This window comes from Methylobacterium sp. J-026 (assembly GCF_022829585.1).
In the GTDB taxonomy this organism is placed as follows: Bacteria; Pseudomonadota; Alphaproteobacteria; order Rhizobiales; family Beijerinckiaceae; genus Methylobacterium.
Window position 1 is genome coordinate 76,355 of sequence record NZ_JAKSYC010000117.1, and the last position, 22,054, is coordinate 98,408.

Below are 22,054 nucleotides of genomic sequence, written 5' to 3' on the forward strand. Positions count from 1 at the left end.
CGAGCCGGGGAACGGAACGGCGGCGGAGCCCGGATGGTGCTCGAAGACGAACTCTCGGCGCTGATGGCCGCGGCACAGGGCGGCGATACCGCCGCCTATCGCGCGCTGCTGAAAGCCTGCCTGCCCGTGGTGTCGGCGATCGCCCGGGCGCAGGGCGTGCGCGGCGAGGCGGTGGACGATGTCGTGCAGGATGCGTTGATGACCGTCCACCGGGCGCGGGCGAGCTACGATCCCGGCCGCCCGTTCATGCCCTGGCTGCGGGCCATCACCCAGCGCCGCGCGATCGACCGGCTGCGCCGGGCCGGCCGGCGGCCGCGGGAGGTCAACGACCCCCTGTCCTACGAGGCGGAGGTCGATCCAGGCCCGCCTCCGGGACAGGGGTTGGAGGCGCGGGACCGCGCCGCCGCCCTGGCCCGCGCGGTGGCGGCCCTGCCCGAGGGGCAGCGGCAGGCGGTGGAACATCTCGGCCTGCGCGAATTGTCGCTCGACGAGGCCGCGGCGCTGACCGGCCGCACCAAGGGGGCGCTGAAGGTGAATCTGCATCGGGCGCTGAAGGCGCTCCGGATCAGCCTGACGCGGGAGACGGAGTGATGGCCGATCGCGCCGGCTACGACCCCTCCCGTCACGAACGGCTCGTCGAAGCGCTCGCCGGCCGCCTGGAACCAGTCCGGCCCCTGCCCGCGCCGGCGATCCGCGCGACACTGTGGCTCGCCGCGGCCCTGCTGGTCGGGCTGCTCCTGGCCGCGGAGGTCGACACGGCGAGTTTCGTGCTGCGCATGCACGTGCCGGATCTCGCCCTGGCGGCCCTCGGCGCCGTCGCCACGGCGGTCACCGCCGCCTACGCGGCCTTCGCGACGAGCGTGCCGGGCCGCTCCGGACGATGGGCGCTGCTGCCGCTGCCGCCGCTGGCTCTCTGGATCGGTGCCAGCGGGATGGGGTGCCTCCGCGACTGGATCGCCCCCGGGGCCGACATCCCGGGCGCCCACACGGTCGCGGGCTGCTTCAGCTTCCTGATCTGCGTCTCGGTGCCGCTATCGGTGCTGATCGTTGTGATGCTGCGCCGCGCCTGCCCGCTGCGGCCGAACCTGACGGCGGCGCTCGGGGGGCTCGCGGTGGCGGCCGCGGCGGCGGCGCTGCTGATGCCGGTGCACCCGCATGATGCCACCGCGACGGATCTGCTGATCCACGCCGCCGCGGTCGCCATCGTCATCGCCCTGAACGGGCTCGCCGGCGGGCGGCTGCTCGGCCGCGGTGCCGGCCTCGACTGAGCAGCGATAGGCGTCAGTCGGCCGTCGGATCGGCCGCCGGCCAGTCGACGATCCGATCCGGCAACTCGTCCTCGGTGAACTCCTCCTCGTGGCCGGCGAGGCGGCCGCGGATCGAGATCCCGGCCTCGTGCACGCTCGACGCCCGGCCCGAGACCAGGGGATGCCAGGGATAGAGCGGTTCGCCGTCCCGCACGAGCCGGTAGGCGCAGGTTGGCGGCAGCCAGGGGATCGTCCGCACCGCCTCCGGCGTCAACCGGACGCAGTCGGGCACCCGCTTCTGGCGGTGGAGATAATCCCGGCACCGGCAGGTGAGGCCGTCGAGCAACGTGCAGCCGATATCGGTGTGGTGAACCTCGCCGGTATCGTCGTCCTCGAGCTTCAGGAGGCAGCACCGGCCGCAGCCGTCGCACAGACTTTCCCACTCCGATGGGGTCATAGCTTCGAGCGTCTTGGTCCGCCAGAACGGCTCGGCTGCCCCGCGGCGCGCCGCCTCGGGCTTCGGCATGGTCATCGTCTCTCGATCGGGAGGCGCGTCTCTCTGCCCGAGCCGGACCAGCGGGGCAAGCGGGGCCGGCCGGATCGCCCCGCGTGTCCGCCGCGGCGATTCGCGAGCCTGCACAGAGCCTCGCCCGCGGTTGCGGATCCTGCTATGGAGGTCGATGCCGTGCGGTGCCCCGGCCGCGGGATCCACGCCTGCGGTGCGGACGCTCGACCATCCGCCGCGAAGGCTCTCGACAAGCCGGGTCCGACATCGTGCGCCTGCCGACGCTCACCGAGATCAAGGTCCGCCTCGAACGCGCCGCCCTCGCGTTCGATGCCTGGGTCAATGCCAGCCTGTACGATGGCGGCCAGTCCACCGGCGAGGCCTACGAGCGCTTCCGGCGCTTCACGGGCCGCTTCGCCGTGCGCGGCTGGAAGCGCGTCCTCCTCGATCTGACCAGCGAGGGCGTCACCATCGGGACCGGCGGCGCGGTGCTGCTGCTGGCCTTCGCGCAGCCCGCCTTCCAGCTGACCAGCGAGAACTGGCTGAAGCAGCAGGACCTCGCCGTCACCTTCCTCGACCGCTACGGCACCGAGGTCGGCCGGCGCGGCATCAAGCACGACGACTCGCTCAAGCTCGACGAGTTTCCCGACATCATGATCAAGGCGCTGGTCTCCACGGAGGACCGGCGCTTCTACGAGCATTGGGGCATCGACCCGATCGGCACCCTGCGGGCGCTGGTCAACAATTCGAAGGGCGGCAACGGCACGCAGGGCGGCTCCTCGATCACCCAGCAGCTCGCCAAGAATCTCTTCCTGACCAACGAGCGGTCGCTGGAGCGGAAGATCAACGAGGCGTTCCTGGCCCTCTGGCTGGAGAGCCACCTCACCAAGAACGAGATCCTGAAGCTCTACCTCGACCGGGCCTATATGGGCGGCGGCACCTTCGGCGCGGTGGCGGCGGCGGATTACTATTTCGGCAAGCCGCTCAAGGACATCAGCCTCGCGGAGGCCGCCATGCTGGCGGGCCTGTTCAAGGCGCCGACCAAATACGCCCCGCACGTCAACCTGCCCGCGGCCCGCGCCCGCGCCGCCGACGTGCTGCACAACATGGTGGAGGCCGGCTTCGTCACGGAGGGCCAGATCCAGACGGCGCTCCGCAACCCGGCGACGCCGGTCACCCGCACCCGCGACATCACCGCCGATTATTACCTCGACTGGGCCTTCGGCGAGATCAAGGCCATGGCCGATGCCGGCAAGCTGCGCAGCGACCGCGTCCTCACGGTCAAGACGCCGCTGGACCTCGCCATCCAGAAGCGGGCCGACGAGGTCGTGGCCGACACGCTGCGCAAGTCCGGCGACGCCCTGGACGTCGACGAGGCCGCCATGGTCATCCTCGATCCGGACGGGGCGCTGCGCGCCATGGTGGGCGGCGCGGATTACGGCGAGAGCCAGTTCAACCGCGCCACCGACGCGCTCCGCCAGCCGGGCTCCTCGTTCAAGCCCTACGTCTACTCCGCCGCCCTGGCCTCGGGCCTGTTCAAGCCCGATACCGTCGTGGTCGACAGCCCGGTCTGCATCGGCAACTGGTGCCCGCAGAATTACGGCCGCTCCTATTCCGGCCGGGTGCCGATGTGGCTCGCCGTGGCGAAGTCGATCAACACGATCCCGATCAAGATCTCGATCGCGCTGGGCAAGGGCATGGGGATAACCCACGAGGCCCGCGCCGCCAAGGCCGGCCGCGCCAAGATCATCGAGACCGCCCATCGCATGGGCATAACCACGAACCTGATCGACACGGTCTCGATGCCGATCGGCTCGGACGAGGTCACGGTGATCGACCAGGCGGCCGGCTACGCGGTGTTCGCCAACGGCGGTTTCAAGGCCAAGCCCTACGCCGCCATGGAGGTCAAGAACTCCTCGGGCGAGGTGATCTACCGCCACGCCGACGAGGCGCCCGAGCGGGTGCTGTCGCCCCAGGTGGTGGCCGACATGAACTTCATGCTCAACAAGGTGGTCGAGGAGGGCACCGGCAAGCGGGCGCAGCTCGAGGGCGTGAAGGTCGCCGGCAAGTCCGGCACCACGAACGCCTACCGGGACGCGTGGTTCGTGGGCTACACGGGCAATTACGTCGGGGCGGTCTGGTTCGGCAACGACGACCACACCTCGACCAACAAGCTGACCGGCGGCTCGCTCCCGGCCCAGACCTGGCACGACGTGATGGAGCCCGCCCACCAGGGCATCGAGATCAAGCCCCTGCCCGGGCTGAAGGAGAGCCCCCGGGCCGCCCAGCAGCAGGCCTCCGGCGGGCCGACCGCCCCGATCGACCCCAATGCCAGCGCCTACGGCAAGCTGTCGCGCCGCTCCTTCGAGGTGATCAACGGTCTGAACGGGCTGTTCCGCACGGTGGAGCGCGTCCCGGGCGCGGAGCCGGCGCCGCGATCCGGGACCGGCGACGCGCCGAAGGGCGGCCGCAAGCCCGACGACCGCGCCTCGGGCATCCCGTCGGCCCGGCCCCGGGCCGTGGCCGAGGGCGTCCGCGCGCCCGCCGGCTTCGTCGAGGTCCGGTGACGGCATGAGGCGCGCGATTTCTGCGCCGGTCGGCCGCGCCGCTGCGTCCGACGGGGCGCCGCAGGGCGGTGCGATCCGGTTCGTCAGGACCCTGTGGCGCAAGAGCTCGGTGGCCGGGCTCGCCGTCTATGCCCTGGGGCTCGGCGGCGTGCTCGGGCTCGCCAGCGCCGACTGGGCGACGCGCGGCGGCTATCCGTTCGGCGGGGTCCAGGTCGGCGCCTGGACGGCGTGGCCGCGGGCCGGCGCCGCCTCCGCCGATCCCTATACCCGCGCGGTCAATGCCCGCCGGGGCGAGATCCCCCTGGCGGTGGGCGAAGGGCTCCTCATGACCGCGTCGGTGGACGATGCCGGCCAGGCGCTCGACGCCACCTGCACCTATCGGATCGGCGGCGGAACGCCCCCCGCCCGGGCCTGGACCATCACGGTCGCCGGCCGCGGCTCGCGCGAGCCCGGCCGCCCGGCCCTGCGCGAGGGCTTCACCTCCACGGAGGTGCTGCGCACGGCCGACGGGCGGTTCGCAGTGGTGCTGGCGCCGGACGTCCAGCCCGGCAACTGGCTCCCGAGCCCCCGGGCGCGCGGTCCGGTCCGGCTGGCCCTGCGCCTCTACGACACGCCGGCGGCCGCCAGCGTCGGATCCCTCGACCGGAACGCGGTGCCGGCCATCACCCGCCTGGGATGCGCGTCGTGAGCCTGCGCGTCGTCTACGCCACGCTGCTCGGCCTCGTGCTGGCCGGGATCGTCCACATCGCGGCGATCCTGGCGATCCCGGTCCTGTCGGAGAAGGATGCCATCTCGCGCGCCGGGACCAGCGAGAGCCTGGATCACCCCCAGTCGATCTACACGGTGGCCACCGGCGACGACCCCTCCCCGCCCGAGGCGTGGCTGCCGATCCCGGATCCCGCCGTAGCGGTGGGCGTCTGCGCCTACGACCTGTCCGATGGGCCGATGCGCGTCTCGGCGCGGACCGGGTCGCTGTCCCTGTCGCTCGCCGCCCATGCCCGCCGCGGCGCCTTCTACGCGGTGACCGACCAGGCGGCGGTCCGCGGTGCCCTGGACCTGGTGATCCTCACCCGCGCCCAGTACGACGAGGCCTTGGCCGACGACGACGAGAACGATCCGAGCCGCGACGTGCGCATCGTCGCGCCGGACACGCGCGGCTTCGTGGTGGTGAGGGTGATCGCCGGCCTGCCGAGCCAGCGGCCCGCCGCGAACGCCGCGGTGCAGGGCGTGTCGTGTACCACCGACACGCCGACGGACGAGCCGGCGGGGAAGGATTCGTCCGGCAAGGGTGCGGGGCGGTAGCGGGACCGCGGCACGGGTTCGTCGTGTTGACCGGCTATGGTCGCCCCGTGTCGTGCCTGTTGTTGACCGTCAGAGCGTCCTCGAACCGGACCTTCGGGCGCGCGCGGCGGAAACGGACCCGCCGCATCCTGTCGGATACCGGAATCGGCACGATGCCGGAGGTCCTTGCTTCCGCATCGTTTTTCTTCGAAAGCCGGAGGCCACCTGTCGGGACGATGCTCGCGTACCGGGCGGCGCGGCGATCTACGCGCCGTCCAAACGTTTCGCAAGCCGGAAGTCGCTGGGCGACACACCGAACTGGTCCTTGAAGCGGCGGGAGAAATGGGCCCGGGTGGTGAAACCGCTTGCGTAGGCCAGCATTCCGATCGGCAGATGAGCGCAGCCCGGGTCCGCCAAGCGCGCGGCCGCGACCTCCAGCCGGCGCTTCCAGATCCAGTCGTAGATGTGTTGCCCGCGCTCGTGGAACAATTGCTGCAGCCGACGCAGCGACACACCGACCGCAGCGGCCAGCTGCGGTGGGTCGATGGTCGGATCGCTCAAGTGCGCTTCGATATAGGCCTTGGCCCGCTGGACAACGACAGTGCCGTAGAGTGGCTGGGGCACCTCCCGCGCTATCCGCTCGGCGATGCTGGCGACGATCAGGTCCACGCCGATCGACGCCATGCGGTCGGCCGCGTCAGGCGTCATCTGATGCCCCACCTGGATCAACTCGTTCAGAAAGGTCAAGGCTAGGCTCGTGGAGGCGAACTCAGACCCCACGGTCAACGATGTGTAGAGCCGGGTCGGACCGAGGACGCTCTCCAGGCGCGCGCGTGGTATCTGAAGAACGAGGCAGTCTGAGCTTCTGCTCGTGGTCAGCACCGTTGGCCGGTGGTCGATCACCACCAGATCACCCTTCCGTTGCACCGAACTCCGATCATCCTGGCACGATGTCGCCCGGCCGGCATACGTGAAGGTCGCCATGACAAGTCCGTCGTCGCCGTGACGCGGAATCAGGCACGTCGTCGCCTCGTTTCGCACGGCGCCCATCGTGCTGCGGTTCATCGCGATGGATCCGACGCGGGCGACCGCCATTTTGGCTTCGAACACGCTGTCGTCGAGGCGCTGCTGCTCCACCGTCGCGCCAAGCTCGGAAATCTTGTCTTTCCAGGCTTTGAAGGCGTTCCGGGGATGAAGCCCCTCGGTGGAAAACACTGTTTTCATAGGTAGATATTTTTATTCGAAGATATACTTACAGCTGGAGAATGACACGATGTCAGCAAGTATGCGCCTAGGACCCTTGCTTGCAGAAGTTTTCAGGTCAGATTTCATGCGCGTAAGCACAGGTGACGTCGTCGGACTCGCACCATTGTGAGAGATGCCAGATACCAGTTGGCTCGTTCAGGTTTGGTGTTGGGCGGTCGGTCGCAACCTGAAGAGTGTCCATCGCGAAGTGTTAAGAGCAATCCGCCCTCGGCAGATCAGCGTATACACCCAGAGCATAGGATCTCAAGACCTCTCGGTTCAGACACGACAACTCCACTCGACGTCAGGTCGAGCGCACCGCGCCATTCGGACTTCAATGAACTCGGCAGCCGATAGCCAAAAATGAGAGTGCTTTCTTTGAAGCGAACTGTATTGCAATAAGGGGGCATGAACGACGATGAGTCGGAAAGGCGTCAAAAGCAATCCGCCGAGCCGTGAAATCAAAATGGCAAAGTTTATGGCATCGATGCCGATTCAGCCGGGTAATCGATTGTTCGTATCCGATATTACATGCAATAATGTCTTGCGGATATCATCAAGTAATATCGATGCTGCTGCGTAGTAGCCTCAAGTTAATCGATGTTAGTATCTAATTATCATATTAACAATCAGCCTTGTCCGGGCGCAATTTATTCAACGTCTATTAGCGCCAGCGAGACGCTCGGAGTATTCGGGCTCGATCGCCTGTATCTCCTGCCTGTCGTTTTTCACCTTTCTTCAGCGCGGGATCCTGGTCGATGGCGGCCGTGATCCGCGCTTTCGTCCTCAGGGTCCGATAGATTATCCGTCCGTGAAACAAGCCGTTCCGGTCGTAAGTCTCCGTTTCATCGGGCGGCCGGCATGCGCACGCTCGCGGATGCCGCAGGGGGTCGCGAGCGGGCGGAGCGGCAACGTCCGCCGCGCTGCCGTTTCGCTCGGGCGTCGACCCGCTGAAATCCAGCCGAAGCGGCAGGCCTGCCGGTGACGGCGTCCAGAGACGCGAGACGCTTGACCTTCGTTTCGCGGCCACACCGGCAACGCCGCCCGCAGCCGCTCAGTCCTTCACCACCAGCGGCCCCGCCTGTGCGACCGGCAACGGCACCGGTCCGAGCCCGCAGCGCGCGGCCGCGTCGGCCGGGAGGAGCGGATCGAGGAGGTTCCGGCGCGCGGCCAGCATCAGGATGGACCGTTCCGCCGAGACCGAGTCCGGGGCCGGCGCCGCGGCGAACAGGTGCTCCAGAGCGAAGCGGTAGCGGGCGAGCCGCAGGCCGGCCTCGAGCCGCACCCAGGCGATCAGGCAGCGGTTCTCGGCGACGCGCTGGGCGGCGTCCCGCACGTCTGCGGCCTCGAGGGTCTTGGCGAAGGGCAGGCTGCGCAGGCGCGCGGCGTCCGCGTCGATCACCCGGGCGGCCAGCGCCGTGAACAGCGGGATCAGGCGGGCATCCGCCGTGGCATCGTCGCCGAGCTGGCGGTAGCGGGACACCGGTGAGCGCGACGGCTCGGCGGTCAGCGCGTCGTAATAGGCGCCGACTTCCTCGAAGCGCCAGGCCGGCGGCATCGCGTGGGCGCTGGCGAGGCCGAGCAGCAGGTCCTGGAAAGCCGAGAAGGAACTTGCCGGCTGCACGAACCGCCAGGCGCGGTCGCGCAAAGCCTGCTCGTCGTCGGTGAGCCCGGAATACAGCAGGAGCCGACCGCGGTCATGGGTGCTGAAGCTGCCGGTCGTGTCGATGAGCCCGTTCCAGACCCCCGTCCGCGGCCGGCCGAAATCGCCGCCCTGCGTGCAGGCGGCGAGGAGCGCCAGCGTCACGCCGGCGGGCACAAGCCGGGCCACTGCGGATGCGCGGCGGACGCGGCCCTGACGGACCGGCCTCGGGGCGTTGGCGGACACGGCGCGTCGCCGCTCGGGCATCGCCGGGATGCCGTCAGGAGGCGAGGCGCTCGTAGCGCACGCCGAGGAACAGCAGGATTTCGCCGCGCCGCTCGTCCGAGCGCGGGATCCGGAAGGCTTTCCGCGCCTCCGGGCCGGGGAAGGGAATCACGATCGTGTCCGCGGCCGGGGCGGCCTCGCGCGTCCGGCCCGTCATGGCGACGCACGGGCTGTCGTCGGTCTCCTGCGGCTTGAAAAGGCTCATGGTCTCCGGCTCCTGTCGGCGGTCCGAGCGTCCGGCCCGGGCCCTGCGGAGGGCGTCGGCAAGGGCTACGAGGGCAATCCAACACGGGGTGGTTAACGGACTCTTTCCGGCGAATGCACCGGAATTCGACCCTCCGGACGGGTTGGCGCGCGAATTGCACAGATGGATTTGCCCATGGCGGGCGTTTCCTCCCTTCGACTTGAGGCCCTGCCCGATCCCGGGCGGGGCCGTTTCTTGTGAGGATGCCTTCGTCCGGAGCGACGCTCGGGCGATGCGGCCCGGCGGCAACACTCCGGCGAAGCGTGGCCGCGACGTCGGCGCGCGGAACCCCCGTGAACCTCCGACGCTTGCCTACCGCCCGGCGCGACCGATATGCCGGATGCCTGTGGAGGGGATCGCCGCGTCGGTCCTCCGCCCGAACGAAATTTGAGGACACCGCTGAATGCGACTGGTTCCGGAACGATCCCTGCGCGCTGTCCGCCGCCGCGGGCTGGCCGCGTTGGCGCTGCTCGCGCTCGCCGCCGGCCCGGCCCACGCCCAACGCGAGGACCAGGGTCTACAGCTCGGCTGTGCGAACGACTATTTCCGCCTCTGCGCCGGCGTCGACCCGAACAGCCCGGACGCGGAGAAGTGCATGACGCGCAACCGCAAGCGCCTGTCGCCCGAGTGCCGTTCGGCCATCGGGGATTACGACAAGCGTACCGGCAGCAAGTCGCTGTCCGACGATTGAGCGCGGATCCGATCGAGACGATCGCGGCCGGCGAGGGGCGTTATCGATGAGCCTGACCGTCGCGGTTCAGATGGACCCGATCCAGAACATCCGGATCGCGGGTGACACCACCTTCGCCCTGCTGCTGGAAGCCCAGCGGCGGGGCCATTCCCTCATGCACTACACGCCGGACCGGCTCTCGATGCAGGGCCGGCGCGTCACCGCCCGGGTCGAGCGGCTGACCGTCCAGGATGTCGAGGGCGCGCATTTCACCCTGGCGCCCCCGGAGCGGATCGACCTCGCCGAGGCGGATGTGGTGCTGATGCGCCAGGATCCGCCCTTCGACATGGCCTACATCACGGCCACCCACATGCTGGAGCGGATCCACCCGGAGACGCTGGTCGTCAACGATCCCTTCGAGGTGCGCAACGCCCCCGAGAAGCTGTTCGTCCTCGACTTCCCCGAATTGATGCCGCCGACCCTGATCAGCCGCGACAAGGCGGAGATCGAAGCGTTTCGGCTGGAGCACGGCACCGTGGCGATGAAGCCGCTGCACGGGCACGGCGGCGCGGCGGTGTTCAAGGTCACCGAGAAGGACCCGAATTTCGGCTCCATGTTCGACCTGTTCGCCACGACCTTCCGAGAGGCCTGGGTGGTGCAGCGTTATCTCGACCGGGTGACAGAGGGCGACAAGCGCATCATACTGGTCGACGGCGTCCCCATGGGCGCGGTCAACCGGGTGCCGGCGGCCAACGACATCCGCTCCAACATGGTCCGCGGCGGTGCCGCTTCCGCCTCGGAGCTGACGGAGCGCGAGCGCGAGATCTGCGCCGCGATCGGTCCGGAACTGGCGCGCCGCGGCCTGATCCTGGTCGGGATCGACGTGATCGACGGCCATCTCACCGAAATCAACGTCACCTCCCCCACCGGCATCCGGGCGATCCAGCGTCTCGGCGGCCCCGACCTTTCGGTTGCGGTCTGGGACGCGATCGAATCCCGGATCACGGCGCGCAAGGGCGTGTGATCGAAGCGCCTTCCCGGAGACGTCTCGGCGCACCCCCTCCCCCGCGGAGCTGCGATGGTCACACATCGCTGGCCGAGACGTTCTCTCCTCCCCCTTGCGGCTACGGGCTACACAGGTTTGAGCAACAGGTGCTGTCGCAGACCGCGATGCGTCCTTCTCCCATGCGGGCTACCGGATGCACACATCTTCGACGCTAGAGGGCTGCGGTCGGACACAATCGCATCTCCCTCCCCCCTCTGCGGGGAAGGGTGGCCCCCGAAGGGGGTCGGGAGAGGGGAAAGACGGTGCAGAATGAGGCTGCGCGCGTCATGACGGTTCGCGCCCTGTCCTGAAGCCGCGCTCCCCTCTTGCGGGACTTCGTCCCGGCCCGACCCCTGCTGATGCAGGGGCCAACCCCTCCCCCGCAGAGGGAGGAGGGAGGGCGCGTGTCGTCTCTGGAGTTTGGTCTGAAGTCCAGCCGGAGCGATACAAAACCCGACGTGTGGATCCGGTAGCCCGCAGAGGGGGGAGAGAAGCGGGGCCGTTCATGCCCGTTCCTCAGCGAGGATGTCCAAACACTGTGATCCGTCCGCCGCGCTCACGTCTCCGCCTTCGGCGTCGCACTGAGCTCGGCCCAGTCGAACTCCTCCTCCAGCAGGTAATAGGCGTCGTCGCCGATGCGGCCGCGGCGGCGCAGGGCCAGCACCGCGTCGCGGGCCGCCTCGACGGCGTGGCGCCGCGCGGCGTCGGCCGGCAGGCTCTCCGGAGCACGGCCCTCCTCGTGCTCCTCGGCCTCCGCCAGGGCCGCGCGGAATTCGGCGCGCAGGGCGTCGGTGGCCGGCTCGTCCTCGGCTCCGGCGAGTGAGTCGAGGGCGGCCTTATAGGCTGCGGCCCGGGCGCGCCCCGTCTCGCGTCCCACGGGGTCGTCGTCCTCCAGCTTCAGGTACGCGAGTAGCGGGCGCAGCGTCAGGCCCTGGACGATCAGGGTGCCCAGCACGGTGAAGAAGGCGGTGAACACCACGAGGTCCCGGTGCGGGAAGGCGGCGGGCAGCGCCAGGGCGGCCGCCACCGTGACGATCCCGCGCATGCCCGCCCAGGACAGGGCGAGGCCGGGGCCGAGACGCGCCGGCGCGCCCGCCTGCCGGAGACCGAGGCCGCGCATCCCGGTGGTCGGCAGGACCCAGGCGAGGCGGGTCACCACCACGGTGGCGAAGGTCGCACCGGCGAGGATCAGGGCCTGCAAGGCATCCGCGCCGGTCAGCCGGTCCCGGATCGGATCGATCTGGATGCCGATCAGCACGAAGGCCAGGACGTTGAGCACGAACACCGCCGTGTCCCACACCGCGTAGGAGATCACCCGGGCCCGCGGCGCGGTCACGCCGGGCGCGCGGCGGGCGACCGTCACCGCGAAGGTGACGATGGTGAGCACGCCGGAGAGGTCCAGCCGCTCCGCCGCGAGCCAGATTCCGAAGGCGGCGACGAACTGCATCACGATCGCGCTCGCCGGGTCGGTGATGCGCCGCGTGAGGGCGACGAAGATCACGCCGAGGACGGGCCCGACGGCGAGGCTCGCCACCACGCCCAGGAGAAACGCCGGCGCCACCTCGATCGGGTGGAAGGTGCCGGCCATCGCGGCCGCGACGGCGAGGCGGTAGATCAGCAGCGAGGCGGCGTCGTTGAGCAGGCTCTCGCCGCGCAGGATCGTGGCGAGGCGGTGCGGCATCGGCGCGTTCTTGAGCACCGCCAAGGCCGCCACCGCGTCGGGCGGGGCGACCACGGCGCCGAGCACGAGGCAGGCGGCGAGCGGCATGTCCGGCACGATCAGCTTCGCCACCACCGCGACCGCGACGGTCGTGACCGCGACGGCGCCGACCGCCAGCCCGAACACGGCGCGCCAATTCTCCTTCAGGTCCCGGATGGAGGCGTCGAACCCGGCATCGAGCAGCACCGGCGCCAGGAACAGGGCGAGGGCGAGTTCGGGATCGAGGCGCAGATTCGGCACCCCCGGGACGAAGGCGAGGCCGACGCCGCCCAGGGCCAGGAAGGCCGGATAGGGCGCACCGAGCCGGCGCGCGAGGCCAGCCAACAGGACGGCGCCGAACAGAACGCCGACGACCCACTCGAAGATCAGCATGCTGCTGAAAGAGGCGACGCGCGAGACCGTTCCCGATTTCGCCGGCGGGCCGCGTAGGGCGGCGTTGCGCCTGCGGCGACCGCCCGGACCGGGGCGCGGGCCACCACGACGGTCTTTGCAGGACCCGCGCGCTCGCCTAACCCTTGGCCTGGGACACCACAGGACCGCCGATGCCCGAGACCCCCGTCTTCACCTCCGCGGCCGTTGCCGCCCCCCACGGCCTCGCCGCGCAGGCCGGCCAGACCGTTCTCGCCCAGGGCGGCAACGCCATCGAGGCGATGGTGGCGATGGCGGCCTCGATCGCGGTCGTCTACCCGCACATGAACGGGATCGGCGGCGACGGGTTCTGGCTGGTGCGGGAGCGCGGTGGCCGGGTGCGCGGCATCGAGGCCTGCGGCCCGGCCGGGCGCCTCGCCACGATCCAGCGCTACCGCGAGAAGGACTACGACGCGATCCCCGCCCGCGGCCCCGACGCGATGGTGACGGTGGCCGGGGCGGTCGGCGGCTGGCGCCTCGCCCTGGAGCTGGCGCGGGCGCTCGGCGGCCGGCTGCCCCTGGAGACGCTGCTCGCTGACGCGATCGGGCAGGCGCGCAACGGCGTCCCGGTCTCGCCCTCCGAGGCGCGCTACGTGCCCCAGGAACTCGACACGCTCCACGACGCCCCGAATTTTGCCCCGACCTTCCTGAAGGACGGGAAGCCTTATCCGGCGGGCGAGACCCGGGCGTTGCCGCGCCTCGCCGCGACCCTGGAGCAGCTCGCCCATGCGGGGCTGGGCGATTTCTACCGCGGTGACGTGGCCCGGGAGATCGGCGCCGACCTGGAACGCCTCCGCGCGCCGGTGACCCGGGCGGACCTCGAAGCCTACGCGGCCGTCGAGCGGGCGCCCCTCTCGATCCGGCGCCGCGACGCGACGCTTTACAACTTCCCGCCCCCGACCCAGGGGCTGGCCGCGCTCCTGATCCTCGGGATCTTCGACCGCCTGACCATCGCCGAGGCGGAGAGCACGGCCCAGTACCACGGGCTGATCGAGGCGACGAAGCGGGCCTTCGCGATCCGCGACCGGGTGGTGACGGATTTCGGCCGCCTGCGGCACGACCCCGCCGCCTTCCTGACGCCCGAGCGCCTGGCCCGCGAGGCGGCCCAGATCGATATGGGCCGCGCCGCCCGGGTGCCCCTCCCCGATCCGGGCCACGGCGACACGGTGTGGATGGGGGCGATCGACAAGGACGGGCTCGCCGTCTCCTACATCCAGTCGGTCTACTGGGAATACGGCTCCGGCACGGTGCTGCCGGCCACCGGCATCTGCTGGCAGAACCGGGGCATGTCGTTCTCCCTCGACCCGGAGGCGGTGAACCCGCTGGAGCCCGGTCGGCGGCCGTTCCACACCCTGATCCCAGCGCTGGCCTGCTTCGATGACGGCCGGGTGATGAGCTACGGCAGCATGGGCGGCGACGGCCAGCCGCAATTCCAGGCGCAGATCTTCAGCCGCTACGCCGATTACGGGATGTCAGTGGCCGACGCCGTCGACGCCCCGCGCCTGCTCTACGGCCGGACCTGGGGAGCGCCCTCGCTCAGCGTGAAGGTGGAGGACCGATTCGACCCGGCCTGCATCGCGGCCCTCGGGCGCCTGGGCCACGAGATCGAGGAGCTTGGCGGCTCCTACATCGACTCCCTGGGCCATGCCGGCATGCTGGTCCGCCACGCGCGGAACGGGCGGATCGAGGCCATCCACGATCCGCGTTCGGACGGTGGGGCGCTGGGCCTCTGAGCCGGCCTGGGGCGGGCTGCCCTCAGGGCAGAGCCCGCACCAGCTCGCGGAACTTGTCGCCGCGGATCTCGAAGTTCGGGAACTGATCGTAGGAGGCACAGGCCGGCGAGAGCAGCACCACCGGCTCGGGGGCGCCCGAAGCGGCGGCGTTCTCGGCGGCCTTCGGGACCGCCACGTCCAGCGTCTCGCAGCGGGTATAGGGCACGGCCCCCTCCAGGGTCGCCGCGAAGGCATCGGAGGCCGCGCCGATCAGGTAGGCGTGGGCGACCCGCTCGAAATACGGGACCAGGGGGAAGATGCCGCCGTCCTTCGGCTTGCCGCCGAGGATCCAGTGGATGTCCCGGAAGGCGGTCAGCGCCTTCTCGGTGGAATCCGCGTTGGTCGCCTTGGAATCGTTGACGAACAGGACGGGCCCGCGCCGTCCGACCTCCTCCATCCGGTGCGGCAGGCCGGGGAACGAGCTCAGCCCGGCCTGGATCGCGTCGAGTGGCAGGCCCAGCGCCCGCGCCACGGCGACCGCCACCGCGGCGTTCTGCCAATTGTGCGCGCCCCGGAGCGATCCGATCCCGTTCACGTCGGCGAGCGCCGTGCCGTCCGGCTCGCGGACGATGCCGTCGCGCACGGTCAGGGCGTCGGCGCAGAGCACGTCGCCATGGGGCACGTGCACGCGCACGAGATCGGTGCCGCGCCGGTCGGCGATGGCCCGGCTGGGGGCATCGTCGATGCCGACCACCGCCAGACCCGCGCCGCGGATCAGGCGCTCCTTGATGGCCGCGTACTGCTCCATGGTGCCGTGGCGGTCGAGATGGTCCGGGGTGATGTTCATCAGCACGCCGACGCTCGGATCGAGGCCCGGCGTCAGGTCGATCTGGAACGACGACATCTCGATCACGTGGACGCGTCCCGCATCGGGCGGCGCCAGCGACAGGATCGCGGTGCCGATATTGCCGCCCACCTGGACGTCGCGGCCGGCCTGGGCGAGGACATGGGCGACGAGGGCCGTGGTGGTCGATTTGCCGTTGGTCCCGGTGATCGCCACGAACGGGGCCCCCGGCGCGGTCACCCGGCGCTCGCGGCAGAACAGCTCGATGTCGCCGACGATCTCCACCCCCGCGTCGCGGGCCAGCCGGACGGTCCAGTGCGGCTCGGGATGGGTCAGCGGCACGCCGGGGCTGAGCACGAGGGCGGCGAGGCCGGACCAGTCGGCCTCGCGCAGGTCCCGGGTCTCGATCCCCGCGTCCCGGGCGCGGGCGAGGCTGTCGGCATTGTCGTCCCAGGCGATCACTTCGGCGCCGCCGGCCCTCAGCGCATGGGCCGTGGCCAGCCCCGAGCCGCCCAGCCCGAACAGGGCGATGGTCTTGCCTTCGAAAACGGTGATGGGAATCATGGTGAAGCTCGGAACGCGATGACGGCATCTGGCCGATCCCATCCCTCATCCCGAGGCACCCGCTTCGCGGCTGCACCTCAGGATGAGGACCTGAGTGGGATCAACGATCTCCGCCGGTCGAATAGCACACAATCTCAGCGCAGCTTCAGTGTTGCCAACCCGGCGAGCGCCAGGATCACCGCGATGATCCAGAAGCGGATCACGACCTGCGGTTCCTTCCAGCCCTTCTGCTCGAAATGGTGGTGGATCGGTGCCATGCGGAAGACCCGTTTGCCCGTGAGCTTGAACGAGGCGACCTGGATGATCACCGACATCATCTCCAGGACGAACAGGCCGCCGACGATCGCCAGGACGATCTCGTGCTTGGTCGCCACCGCGATGGTGCCGAGCAGGCCGCCGAGCGCCAGGGAGCCGGTGTCGCCCATGAAGATCTGGGCCGGGGGCGCGTTGAACCAGAGGAAGCCGAGGCCGGCCCCGATCACCGCGCCGCAGACCACGGCCAGTTCGCCGGAGTCGCGGACGTAGTTCACCTGCAGGTAGCTCGCCGTGAAGGAGTTGCCGACGAGGTAGGCGATGAACCCGAAAGTGCCGCAGGCGATCATCACCGGCACGATCGCGAGCCCGTCGAGCCCGTCGGTCATGTTCACGGAATTGCCCGCGCCGACGATCACGAAGGCCCCGAACAGGGCGTAGAACCAGCCGAGGTTCAACAGCGCGTCCTTGAACACCGGGAAGGCCAACTGGTTCTGGAGGGCTGCAGGCGAGTAGATCGAGATGATCGTGCAGGCCGCGATGGCGATCAGCGCCTCGAGCGCCAGCCGGAACTTGCCCGAGAAACCCTTGTGCGACTGCTTCGTGACCTTGAGGTAATCGTCGTAGAAGCCGATTGCGCCGAACCCGAGGGTGACGGTGAGCGTCACCCAGACGTAGTGGTTGCGGGGGTTCGCCCAGAGCAGGATCGCCACCACCGCGCCCGCCAGGATCATCAGGCCGCCCATGGTCGGCGTGCCGCGCTTGGTCAGCAGGTGGGTCTGCGGCCCGTCCTCGCGGATCGGCTGGCCCTTGCCCTGGCGCAGGCGCAGGAGCGAGATGATCCAGGGCCCGAACCAGAACACGAACAGCCCCGCCGTGAACAGCGCGCCGCCGGTGCGGAAGGTGATGTAGCGGAACACGTTGAACGGCGTGAAGGTGCCGCTCAGTTCCGAGAGGAGGTACAGCATCCGGGCGCTCGGCCCCTCTGTTCAGTCGCGGGTTTCGGGAGGCGGCACCGAACGTCCCGGACGCTCGGGCGTGCCGATCATGGGGCGGCGGCCGTGCGGATCTCGACATCGGCGCGCCGCGTCGGATCGACCGCGTAGCGGGCTTTCAGCGCCTCGACAATCCGGCCCATGCGGCTGCCGTTCGATCCCTTGACCATGACGGCGTCACCGGGGCGCAGGACCCCGGCGAGGGGCTCGATCAGGTCGATGGCGGCGTCGGCCACGCCGCCGCGCCGGCTCACCGGCAGGGCCTCGAACAGGTGGCGCATCAGCGGACCGGCCGCGAAGACGAGGTCGATGCGTGCCGCCTCGATCGCCTCCGCCAGGCCGCGATGGAGGTCGGGGGTGGCGGGCCCGAGTTCCAGCATGTCGCCGAGCACCGCGATGCGGCGCCCGCGCGGGCCGGTCTCGATGCCGGCGAGCGTCGCCAGCGCCGCCCGCACCGAGGCGGGGTTGGCGTTGTAGCTCTCGTCGACCAGGTAGGCGGTGCCGCCGCCGATCGCCAGCGCGGTGCGCTCGCCGCGCCCGACCGGCGGCGTCAGCGCCCCGAGGGCGAGGGCGGCCCGGGCGAGATCGGCGCCCAGCGCGTGGATCACCGCCATGACGCCCAGCGAATTCAGCGCCGTGTGCCGGCCCGCGGTGCCGAGCCTGTAGGTGACCGGTTGGCCCATCACCACCGCGTCCACCACCGACAGGTCGGGGCGGAGCACGATCCGCTGGGCCCGGACATCGGCCTGCGCGTGCTCGCCGAAGCTGATCACCCGGCCGGCCCGGGAGGCAAGCGCGTGTGCCACGAGCCGCTCGAAATGCTGGGCATCGCGGTTGATGATCGCCACGCCGCCCGGCCGGAGCCCGGAGAAGATCTCGCCCTTGGCGTCCGCGATGGCGGCGAGCGAGGCGAAATGCTCGATATGCACCGGCTCGATCGTGGTGATCAGCGCGATGTCGGGCCGGACCTGGGCGGCGAGCGGCACGATCTCGGCCGCGTGGTTCATCCCGATCTCGAACACGCCGTAGCGCGTGGAGGCCGGCATCCGGGCGAGCGTCAGCGGCACGCCCCAGTGGTTGTTGTAGGACGCCGCCGAGGCGTGGGTCTCGCCCTGCTCGGCCAGGACGTGGCGCAGGGCCTCCTTGGTGCCGGTCTTGCCGACGGAGCCGGTCACCGCGACCACCTGCGCGCTCGTCCGGGCGCGGGCCGCGGCTCCGAGGCGGGTCATCGCCGTCAGGACCGGATCGTCGCCCGCCTCCGGCACCGCCAGCAGGGGGCCGTGCGTCGCGAGATCCGCGGCGCGATCCGCGCGCACCACCGCGGCGCCGGCGCCGCGCCCGATTGCTCCGGCGACGAAGTCGTGGCCGTCGCGCGCTTCGCCCCGGATGGCGAAGAACAGGTCGCCGGGCTGGAGCGTCCGGGTATCGATCGACGCGCCGCCGATCGGCCGGACCGCGCCCATCAGGCGCCCGCCGGTGGCGGCTTCCAGCTCCTCGCAGGTCCAGAGTGCGGTCATGATCCCCCCGTCGCCGTCAAGCGGCCGCGTCGGCGATGGCGGCGCGCAGGACCGCGTGATCCGAGAACGGCAGGGTGCGATCCCCCACGATCTGGCCGGTTTCATGACCCTTGCCGGCGACGACCAGCACGTCGCCGGGTCCGAGCCGGCGAACGGCATTCCGGATCGCCTCGGCCCGGTCGCCGATCTCCTCGGCGCCCGGGGCCGCCGCCAGGATCGCCTGGCGGATCGAAGCGGGCTCCTCGGTGCGCGGGTTGTCGTCGGTGACGATGACCGTGTCGGCCAGCCGATGGGCGATGGCGCCCATGAGCGGGCGCTTGCCGCGGTCGCGGTCGCCGCCGCAGCCGAATACCACAACCAGTCGGCCGGACGCGAAGGGACGCAGGGCCGTCAGCACGCTTTCCAGGGCCTCGGGCTTGTGGGCGTAATCCACGAGACACAGGCCGCCCCGCGCCTCCCCAATCCGTTCCATGCGGCCGGGCACGCCGGTGAGATGGTCCAGGGCCGCGAAGACGCCGGCGGGATCGGCCGCGCCCGCCGGGGTGGCCAGCGCGAGGCCAGCCGCCACCAGGGCGTTCTCGACCTGGAACTCGCCGACGAGCGGTAGCCGGAGGGTGTGGTCGCGGCCGTCGAAGGCGATGCGGACCGTCTGGGCGAATCCCTCCGTCCGGACCGATTCCACCCGCAAGTCTAGACCGTTGCGGCCGACCGTGCGGACGGGCCGCCCGGCGCGCTGCGCGGCGGCGATCACCCGGTCGGCATAGGCCCCGTCGGCATTGACCACCACCGGACGGCCCGGGGGCAGAAGATCGGTGAAAAGCCGTATCTTCGCAGCAAGATACTCCTCGATGCTCGCGTGATAGTCCAGGTGGTCGCGGCCGAGATTGGTGAATCCCGCCGCCGCGAGCCGCACGCCGTCCAGGCGGCGCTGCTCGATCCCGTGCGAGGAGGCCTCCATGGCGAGGTCGGTGACGCCCTCGCGGGCCAGGCGCGCCAGGGTCTCGTGCAGGGTCACCGGGTCCGGGGTGGTCAGCGAGCCGTAGTGCGCGCCGCGGTTGGTGACGATCCCGACGGTGCCCAGGCTCGCCGCGTCGCGGCCGAGCCGCGCCTGGATCTGGCGCACGAAATCGGCGACCGAACTCTTCCCCGCGGTGCCGGTGACCGCCACCACGGTCTCCGGCTGCACCCCGGCCAGCCGCGCGGCGGCGAGCGCGAGCGCCCGTCGCGCATCCGATACGGCGACCCAGGCGACTGAATCAGGTAGATCCGCGGGGCGTCCGCCCTCCCCGACCACCGCCATCGCGCCGCGATTGGCCGCCTGCGCGGCGAAGCGGCGCCCATCGGCCTTGGTGCCCGGCACGGCGACGAACACCGTGCCGGAGGCGACCTGCCGGCTGTCGGCGGTCAGTCCCGACACGGCCAGGTCGCTTGCGGCGCCGGAGGCTTCCGGGAAGAGCTCGGCGAGCCGGGCGCTCACGACACCACCATCACGGGCCGCCGAGCTGGTTGACGTGGTAGGCGTTGAGCTTGACCATCTGCGGGAACGGTCTCACCGGCGGCTCGAATTGCGGCGGCAGGCCGAGGATCGGCGCCACGCGCTCGATCACCTTGCCGGTGACGACGCCCGCGTTCCAGGCCGCGGTGGCGTAGCCGCCGGATTCGGGCAGACCCTGCGGCTCGTCCATGATCGTGACGAACAGGTATTTCGGGTCGTTCATCGGCGCCGCCGCCATGAAGGTGGTGAAGAGGCGGTTGTGGATGTAGCGGCCGCCGATCACCTTCTCGGCCGTGCCGGTTTTGCCGCCGACGAAGTAGTACGGGATCGCGGCCTTCTTGGCCGAGCCCTCGGAGGCGTTCAGCCGCATGATGTAGCGCATAGCCTCGGAGGTCTGGCTCGAGAGCACGTGCGTGGACCGCGCCTTGTCGTCGGGGTTCGCCTTCAGGAAGGTCGGGGTGATCAGGTCGCCGCCGTTGGCGATCGCCGCCACCGCCGCCGCGGCCTGGATCGGCGCCACCGCGATGCCGTGGCCGAAGGCGATGGTGATCGTGTTGATCTCGCTCCAGCGCGACGGGACGATCGGGGCCGCGCTCTCGGGCAATTCGGTGCGCAGCCGGTCGAGCAGGCCCATCTTCTTCAGGAACGCCTTGTGGCCGGGCACGCCGACGCCGAGCGCCATCTTGGCCGAGCCGATGTTCGACGAGTGGGTGAACACCTCCGGCATCGTGATCAGCCGGTTGGTGCCGTGATACTCGTGGATCTTCTGGCGGCCCCAGTTCAGCACGCCGCCGCGGGTGTCGAAGGTCGAGTTGACGTTGTACTTGCCGGAATCCAGCGCCATGGCGAGGGTCATCGCCTTGAAGGTCGAGCCCATCTCGTAGACGCCGACATTCATGCGGTTGATCCGGTCGGGGGAGAGCGCGTCCTTCGGGTCGTTCGGGTCGAAATCCGGCATCGAGACCAGGGCGATGACCTCGCCGGTCTTCACGTCGAGGATCATCGAGGCGCCGGCCTTCGCCTTGAAGTGGTCGATGCCCCAGGCGAGCTCGTCGCGCACCGCGAACTGGGCGCGCAGGTCGAGGGAGAGCTGCACCGGCTTCAGGTCGGCCTGCTTGCTCACCAGACCGAAGCTGTTGAGCGCCTGGAGGCCGGTGGAGTCGATGTACTTCTCCATGCCGGCGATGCCGATGCCGTCGAGGTTGGTCGCGCCCAGGATATGGGCGGCGGCGACACCGTTCGGGTAGACGCGCTTGTGGTCGGGTAGGAAGCCGATGCCGGGAATCCCGAGCCGGTGGACTTCGGCCTGCTGCTTCGGCGTCAGCTCGCGCTTCACCCAGACGAAGCCGGCGCCGCTGCGGCCTTTCCGCGAGGACAGTTTCGCGCGCAGCTCGGAGGCGTTGAGCTCCGGCAGCACGGCGGTGAGGAGCTCCACCGCCTCGTCCTTGTCGTAGATGTTGCCGGGCTCGGCGAAGACCGAGACCGTGCGGATGTCGGTGGCCAGGATCTCGCCGTTGCGGTCGACGATGTCGGGCCGGAAGGCCGTGGACGACGCCGCCGCGACCCGGTGCTCCTGGCTCGGCGGATCCCCGAAGATCGCCATCATCAGGAGCTTGGCCGAGATCGTCCCGAACACGGCGACGAAGACCAGCCCGACCAGGGCCACGCGCATGTGCGACCGCTCGATGGCCAGCCGGAACATGCTGCGCACGAAGGCCTTCGTGCGGTCGGCGCGCGGCTCCGGGGCGAGCGCCTCCTCGGGGAGCGCGCGCGGGGCGGTGGCGGCGAGCGCGAGGGCGGCGGCCTCGAGCAAGGC

General features: G+C 70.4%; 18 protein-coding genes. 8 read left to right on the forward strand and 10 right to left on the reverse strand.

Going from position 1 to position 22,054, the window contains the following annotated elements; translation table 11 throughout:
* Positions 1–33: 33 nt before the first annotated feature.
* The gene (locus tag MKK69_RS11645; RefSeq protein ID WP_243968054.1) at positions 34–591 is read left to right on the forward strand and encodes a sigma-70 family RNA polymerase sigma factor; all 558 of its coding nucleotides are present in this window, start codon (positions 34–36) and stop codon (positions 589–591) included.
* Positions 591–1,268, forward strand: coding sequence for an NrsF family protein (locus tag MKK69_RS11650; RefSeq protein ID WP_243968001.1), 678 nt, complete (start codon positions 591–593; stop codon positions 1,266–1,268). The genes MKK69_RS11645 and MKK69_RS11650 overlap by 1 nt, the downstream gene beginning before the upstream one ends.
* 13 nt (positions 1,269–1,281) lie before the next feature.
* On the opposite strand, the gene MKK69_RS11655 is transcribed toward MKK69_RS11650, so the two are convergent.
* Complete coding sequence (locus MKK69_RS11655; protein ID WP_243968055.1) at positions 1,282–1,773, reverse strand: YcgN family cysteine cluster protein; 492 nt, start codon at positions 1,771–1,773, stop codon at positions 1,282–1,284.
* Between the two features lie 248 nt (positions 1,774–2,021).
* Here MKK69_RS11655 and MKK69_RS11660 point away from each other — a divergent pair, with 248 nt between their 5' ends.
* Genes MKK69_RS11660 through MKK69_RS11670 form a run of 3 tightly spaced genes read left to right on the forward strand, consistent with a single transcriptional unit; the run spans position 2,022 to position 5,621 of the window.
* On the forward strand, positions 2,022–4,319 hold the full coding sequence (locus MKK69_RS11660; protein ID WP_243968002.1) for a transglycosylase domain-containing protein: 2,298 nt from the start codon (positions 2,022–2,024) through the stop codon (positions 4,317–4,319).
* 4 nt (positions 4,320–4,323) lie between these two features.
* Positions 4,324–5,007 (forward strand): DUF1214 domain-containing protein, encoded by a 684-nt coding sequence (locus tag MKK69_RS11665; RefSeq protein ID WP_243968004.1) that lies wholly within the window; start codon positions 4,324–4,326, stop codon positions 5,005–5,007.
* Complete coding sequence (locus MKK69_RS11670) at positions 4,995–5,621, forward strand: hypothetical protein (protein WP_243968006.1); 627 nt, start codon at positions 4,995–4,997, stop codon at positions 5,619–5,621. The genes MKK69_RS11665 and MKK69_RS11670 overlap by 13 nt, the downstream gene beginning before the upstream one ends.
* 243 nt (positions 5,622–5,864) lie before the next feature.
* Here MKK69_RS11670 and MKK69_RS11675 read toward each other — a convergent pair whose 3' ends face one another.
* The 3 genes from MKK69_RS11675 to MKK69_RS11685 all read right to left on the reverse strand — a co-directional run bounded on the left by MKK69_RS11675 (position 5,865) and on the right by MKK69_RS11685 (position 8,977).
* The gene (locus MKK69_RS11675) at positions 5,865–6,824 is read right to left on the reverse strand and encodes a helix-turn-helix domain-containing protein (protein ID WP_243968008.1); all 960 of its coding nucleotides are present in this window, start codon (positions 6,822–6,824) and stop codon (positions 5,865–5,867) included.
* 1,075 nt (positions 6,825–7,899) lie between these two features.
* Complete coding sequence (locus MKK69_RS11680; RefSeq protein ID WP_243968009.1) at positions 7,900–8,676, reverse strand: hypothetical protein; 777 nt, start codon at positions 8,674–8,676, stop codon at positions 7,900–7,902.
* 91 nt (positions 8,677–8,767) lie between these two features.
* The gene (locus MKK69_RS11685) at positions 8,768–8,977 is read right to left on the reverse strand and encodes a hypothetical protein (RefSeq protein ID WP_243968010.1); all 210 of its coding nucleotides are present in this window, start codon (positions 8,975–8,977) and stop codon (positions 8,768–8,770) included.
* Between the two features lie 442 nt (positions 8,978–9,419).
* Between MKK69_RS11685 and MKK69_RS11690 the strand changes: the two genes are divergently transcribed.
* Both MKK69_RS11690 and gshB read left to right on the forward strand, forming a co-directional pair.
* Positions 9,420–9,707 carry a hypothetical protein gene (locus tag MKK69_RS11690; protein ID WP_243968011.1) on the forward strand — a complete coding sequence of 96 codons (288 nt, stop codon included), beginning with the start codon at positions 9,420–9,422 and terminating at the stop codon, positions 9,705–9,707.
* Between the two features lie 46 nt (positions 9,708–9,753).
* On the forward strand, positions 9,754–10,710 hold the full coding sequence (gshB, locus tag MKK69_RS11695) for a glutathione synthase (RefSeq protein WP_243968012.1): 957 nt from the start codon (positions 9,754–9,756) through the stop codon (positions 10,708–10,710).
* 577 nt (positions 10,711–11,287) lie between these two features.
* Here gshB and MKK69_RS11700 read toward each other — a convergent pair.
* On the reverse strand, positions 11,288–12,823 hold the full coding sequence (locus MKK69_RS11700) for a cation:proton antiporter (RefSeq protein ID WP_243968013.1): 1,536 nt from the start codon (positions 12,821–12,823) through the stop codon (positions 11,288–11,290).
* A 170-nt stretch (positions 12,824–12,993) separates the two neighbouring features.
* On the opposite strand from MKK69_RS11700, the gene MKK69_RS11705 reads away from it, so the two are divergent.
* Positions 12,994–14,592, forward strand: a complete 1,599-nt coding sequence (locus MKK69_RS11705; protein ID WP_243968014.1) for a gamma-glutamyltransferase family protein — start codon at positions 12,994–12,996, stop codon at positions 14,590–14,592.
* A 22-nt stretch (positions 14,593–14,614) separates the two neighbouring features.
* Here MKK69_RS11705 and murD read toward each other — a convergent pair whose 3' ends face one another.
* The 5 genes from murD to MKK69_RS11730 all read right to left on the reverse strand — a co-directional run bounded on the left by murD (position 14,615) and on the right by MKK69_RS11730 (position 22,051).
* Positions 14,615–15,979, reverse strand: a complete 1,365-nt coding sequence (murD, locus tag MKK69_RS11710) for a UDP-N-acetylmuramoyl-L-alanine--D-glutamate ligase (protein ID WP_243968015.1) — start codon at positions 15,977–15,979, stop codon at positions 14,615–14,617.
* A gap of 134 nt (positions 15,980–16,113) precedes the next feature.
* Complete coding sequence (gene mraY, locus MKK69_RS11715; protein WP_243968016.1) at positions 16,114–17,199, reverse strand: phospho-N-acetylmuramoyl-pentapeptide-transferase; 1,086 nt, start codon at positions 17,197–17,199, stop codon at positions 16,114–16,116.
* Positions 17,200–17,276: 77 nt separating this feature from the next.
* Positions 17,277–18,743, reverse strand: coding sequence for a UDP-N-acetylmuramoylalanyl-D-glutamyl-2,6-diaminopimelate--D-alanyl-D-alanine ligase (locus MKK69_RS11720; RefSeq protein WP_243968017.1), 1,467 nt, complete (start codon positions 18,741–18,743; stop codon positions 17,277–17,279).
* Positions 18,744–18,759: 16 nt separating this feature from the next.
* Complete coding sequence (locus MKK69_RS11725; RefSeq protein WP_243968018.1) at positions 18,760–20,220, reverse strand: UDP-N-acetylmuramoyl-L-alanyl-D-glutamate--2,6-diaminopimelate ligase; 1,461 nt, start codon at positions 20,218–20,220, stop codon at positions 18,760–18,762.
* A 10-nt stretch (positions 20,221–20,230) separates the two neighbouring features.
* Positions 20,231–22,051 (reverse strand): penicillin-binding protein 2, encoded by a 1,821-nt coding sequence (locus MKK69_RS11730; RefSeq protein ID WP_279598332.1) that lies wholly within the window; start codon positions 22,049–22,051, stop codon positions 20,231–20,233.
* Positions 22,052–22,054: the final 3 nt, after the last annotated feature.

Excerpts from the sequence above, each read along its gene's own strand:
- MKK69_RS11705 (WP_243968014.1), top strand. The coding sequence starts at position 12,994 with ATGCCCGAGACCCCCGTCTTCACCTCCGCGGCCGTTGCCGCCCCCCAC.
- MKK69_RS11675 (WP_243968008.1), bottom strand. The coding sequence starts at position 6,824 with ATGAAAACAGTGTTTTCCACCGAGGGGCTTCATCCCCGGAACGCCTTC.
- MKK69_RS11645 (WP_243968054.1), top strand. The coding sequence starts at position 34 with ATGGTGCTCGAAGACGAACTCTCGGCGCTGATGGCCGCGGCACAGGGC.
- MKK69_RS11655 (WP_243968055.1), bottom strand. The coding sequence starts at position 1,773 with ATGCCGAAGCCCGAGGCGGCGCGCCGCGGGGCAGCCGAGCCGTTCTGG.
- MKK69_RS11690 (WP_243968011.1), top strand. The coding sequence starts at position 9,420 with ATGCGACTGGTTCCGGAACGATCCCTGCGCGCTGTCCGCCGCCGCGGG.
- MKK69_RS11700 (WP_243968013.1), bottom strand. The coding sequence starts at position 12,823 with ATGCTGATCTTCGAGTGGGTCGTCGGCGTTCTGTTCGGCGCCGTCCTG.
- MKK69_RS11720 (WP_243968017.1), bottom strand. The coding sequence starts at position 18,743 with ATGACCGCACTCTGGACCTGCGAGGAGCTGGAAGCCGCCACCGGCGGG.
- MKK69_RS11670 (WP_243968006.1), top strand. The coding sequence starts at position 4,995 with ATGCGCGTCGTGAGCCTGCGCGTCGTCTACGCCACGCTGCTCGGCCTC.
- mraY (WP_243968016.1), bottom strand. The coding sequence starts at position 17,199 with ATGCTGTACCTCCTCTCGGAACTGAGCGGCACCTTCACGCCGTTCAAC.
- MKK69_RS11685 (WP_243968010.1), bottom strand. The coding sequence starts at position 8,977 with ATGAGCCTTTTCAAGCCGCAGGAGACCGACGACAGCCCGTGCGTCGCC.
- MKK69_RS11665 (WP_243968004.1), top strand. The coding sequence starts at position 4,324 with ATGAGGCGCGCGATTTCTGCGCCGGTCGGCCGCGCCGCTGCGTCCGAC.
- murD (WP_243968015.1), bottom strand. The coding sequence starts at position 15,979 with ATGATTCCCATCACCGTTTTCGAAGGCAAGACCATCGCCCTGTTCGGG.
- MKK69_RS11650 (WP_243968001.1), top strand. The coding sequence starts at position 591 with ATGGCCGATCGCGCCGGCTACGACCCCTCCCGTCACGAACGGCTCGTC.
- gshB (WP_243968012.1), top strand. The coding sequence starts at position 9,754 with ATGAGCCTGACCGTCGCGGTTCAGATGGACCCGATCCAGAACATCCGG.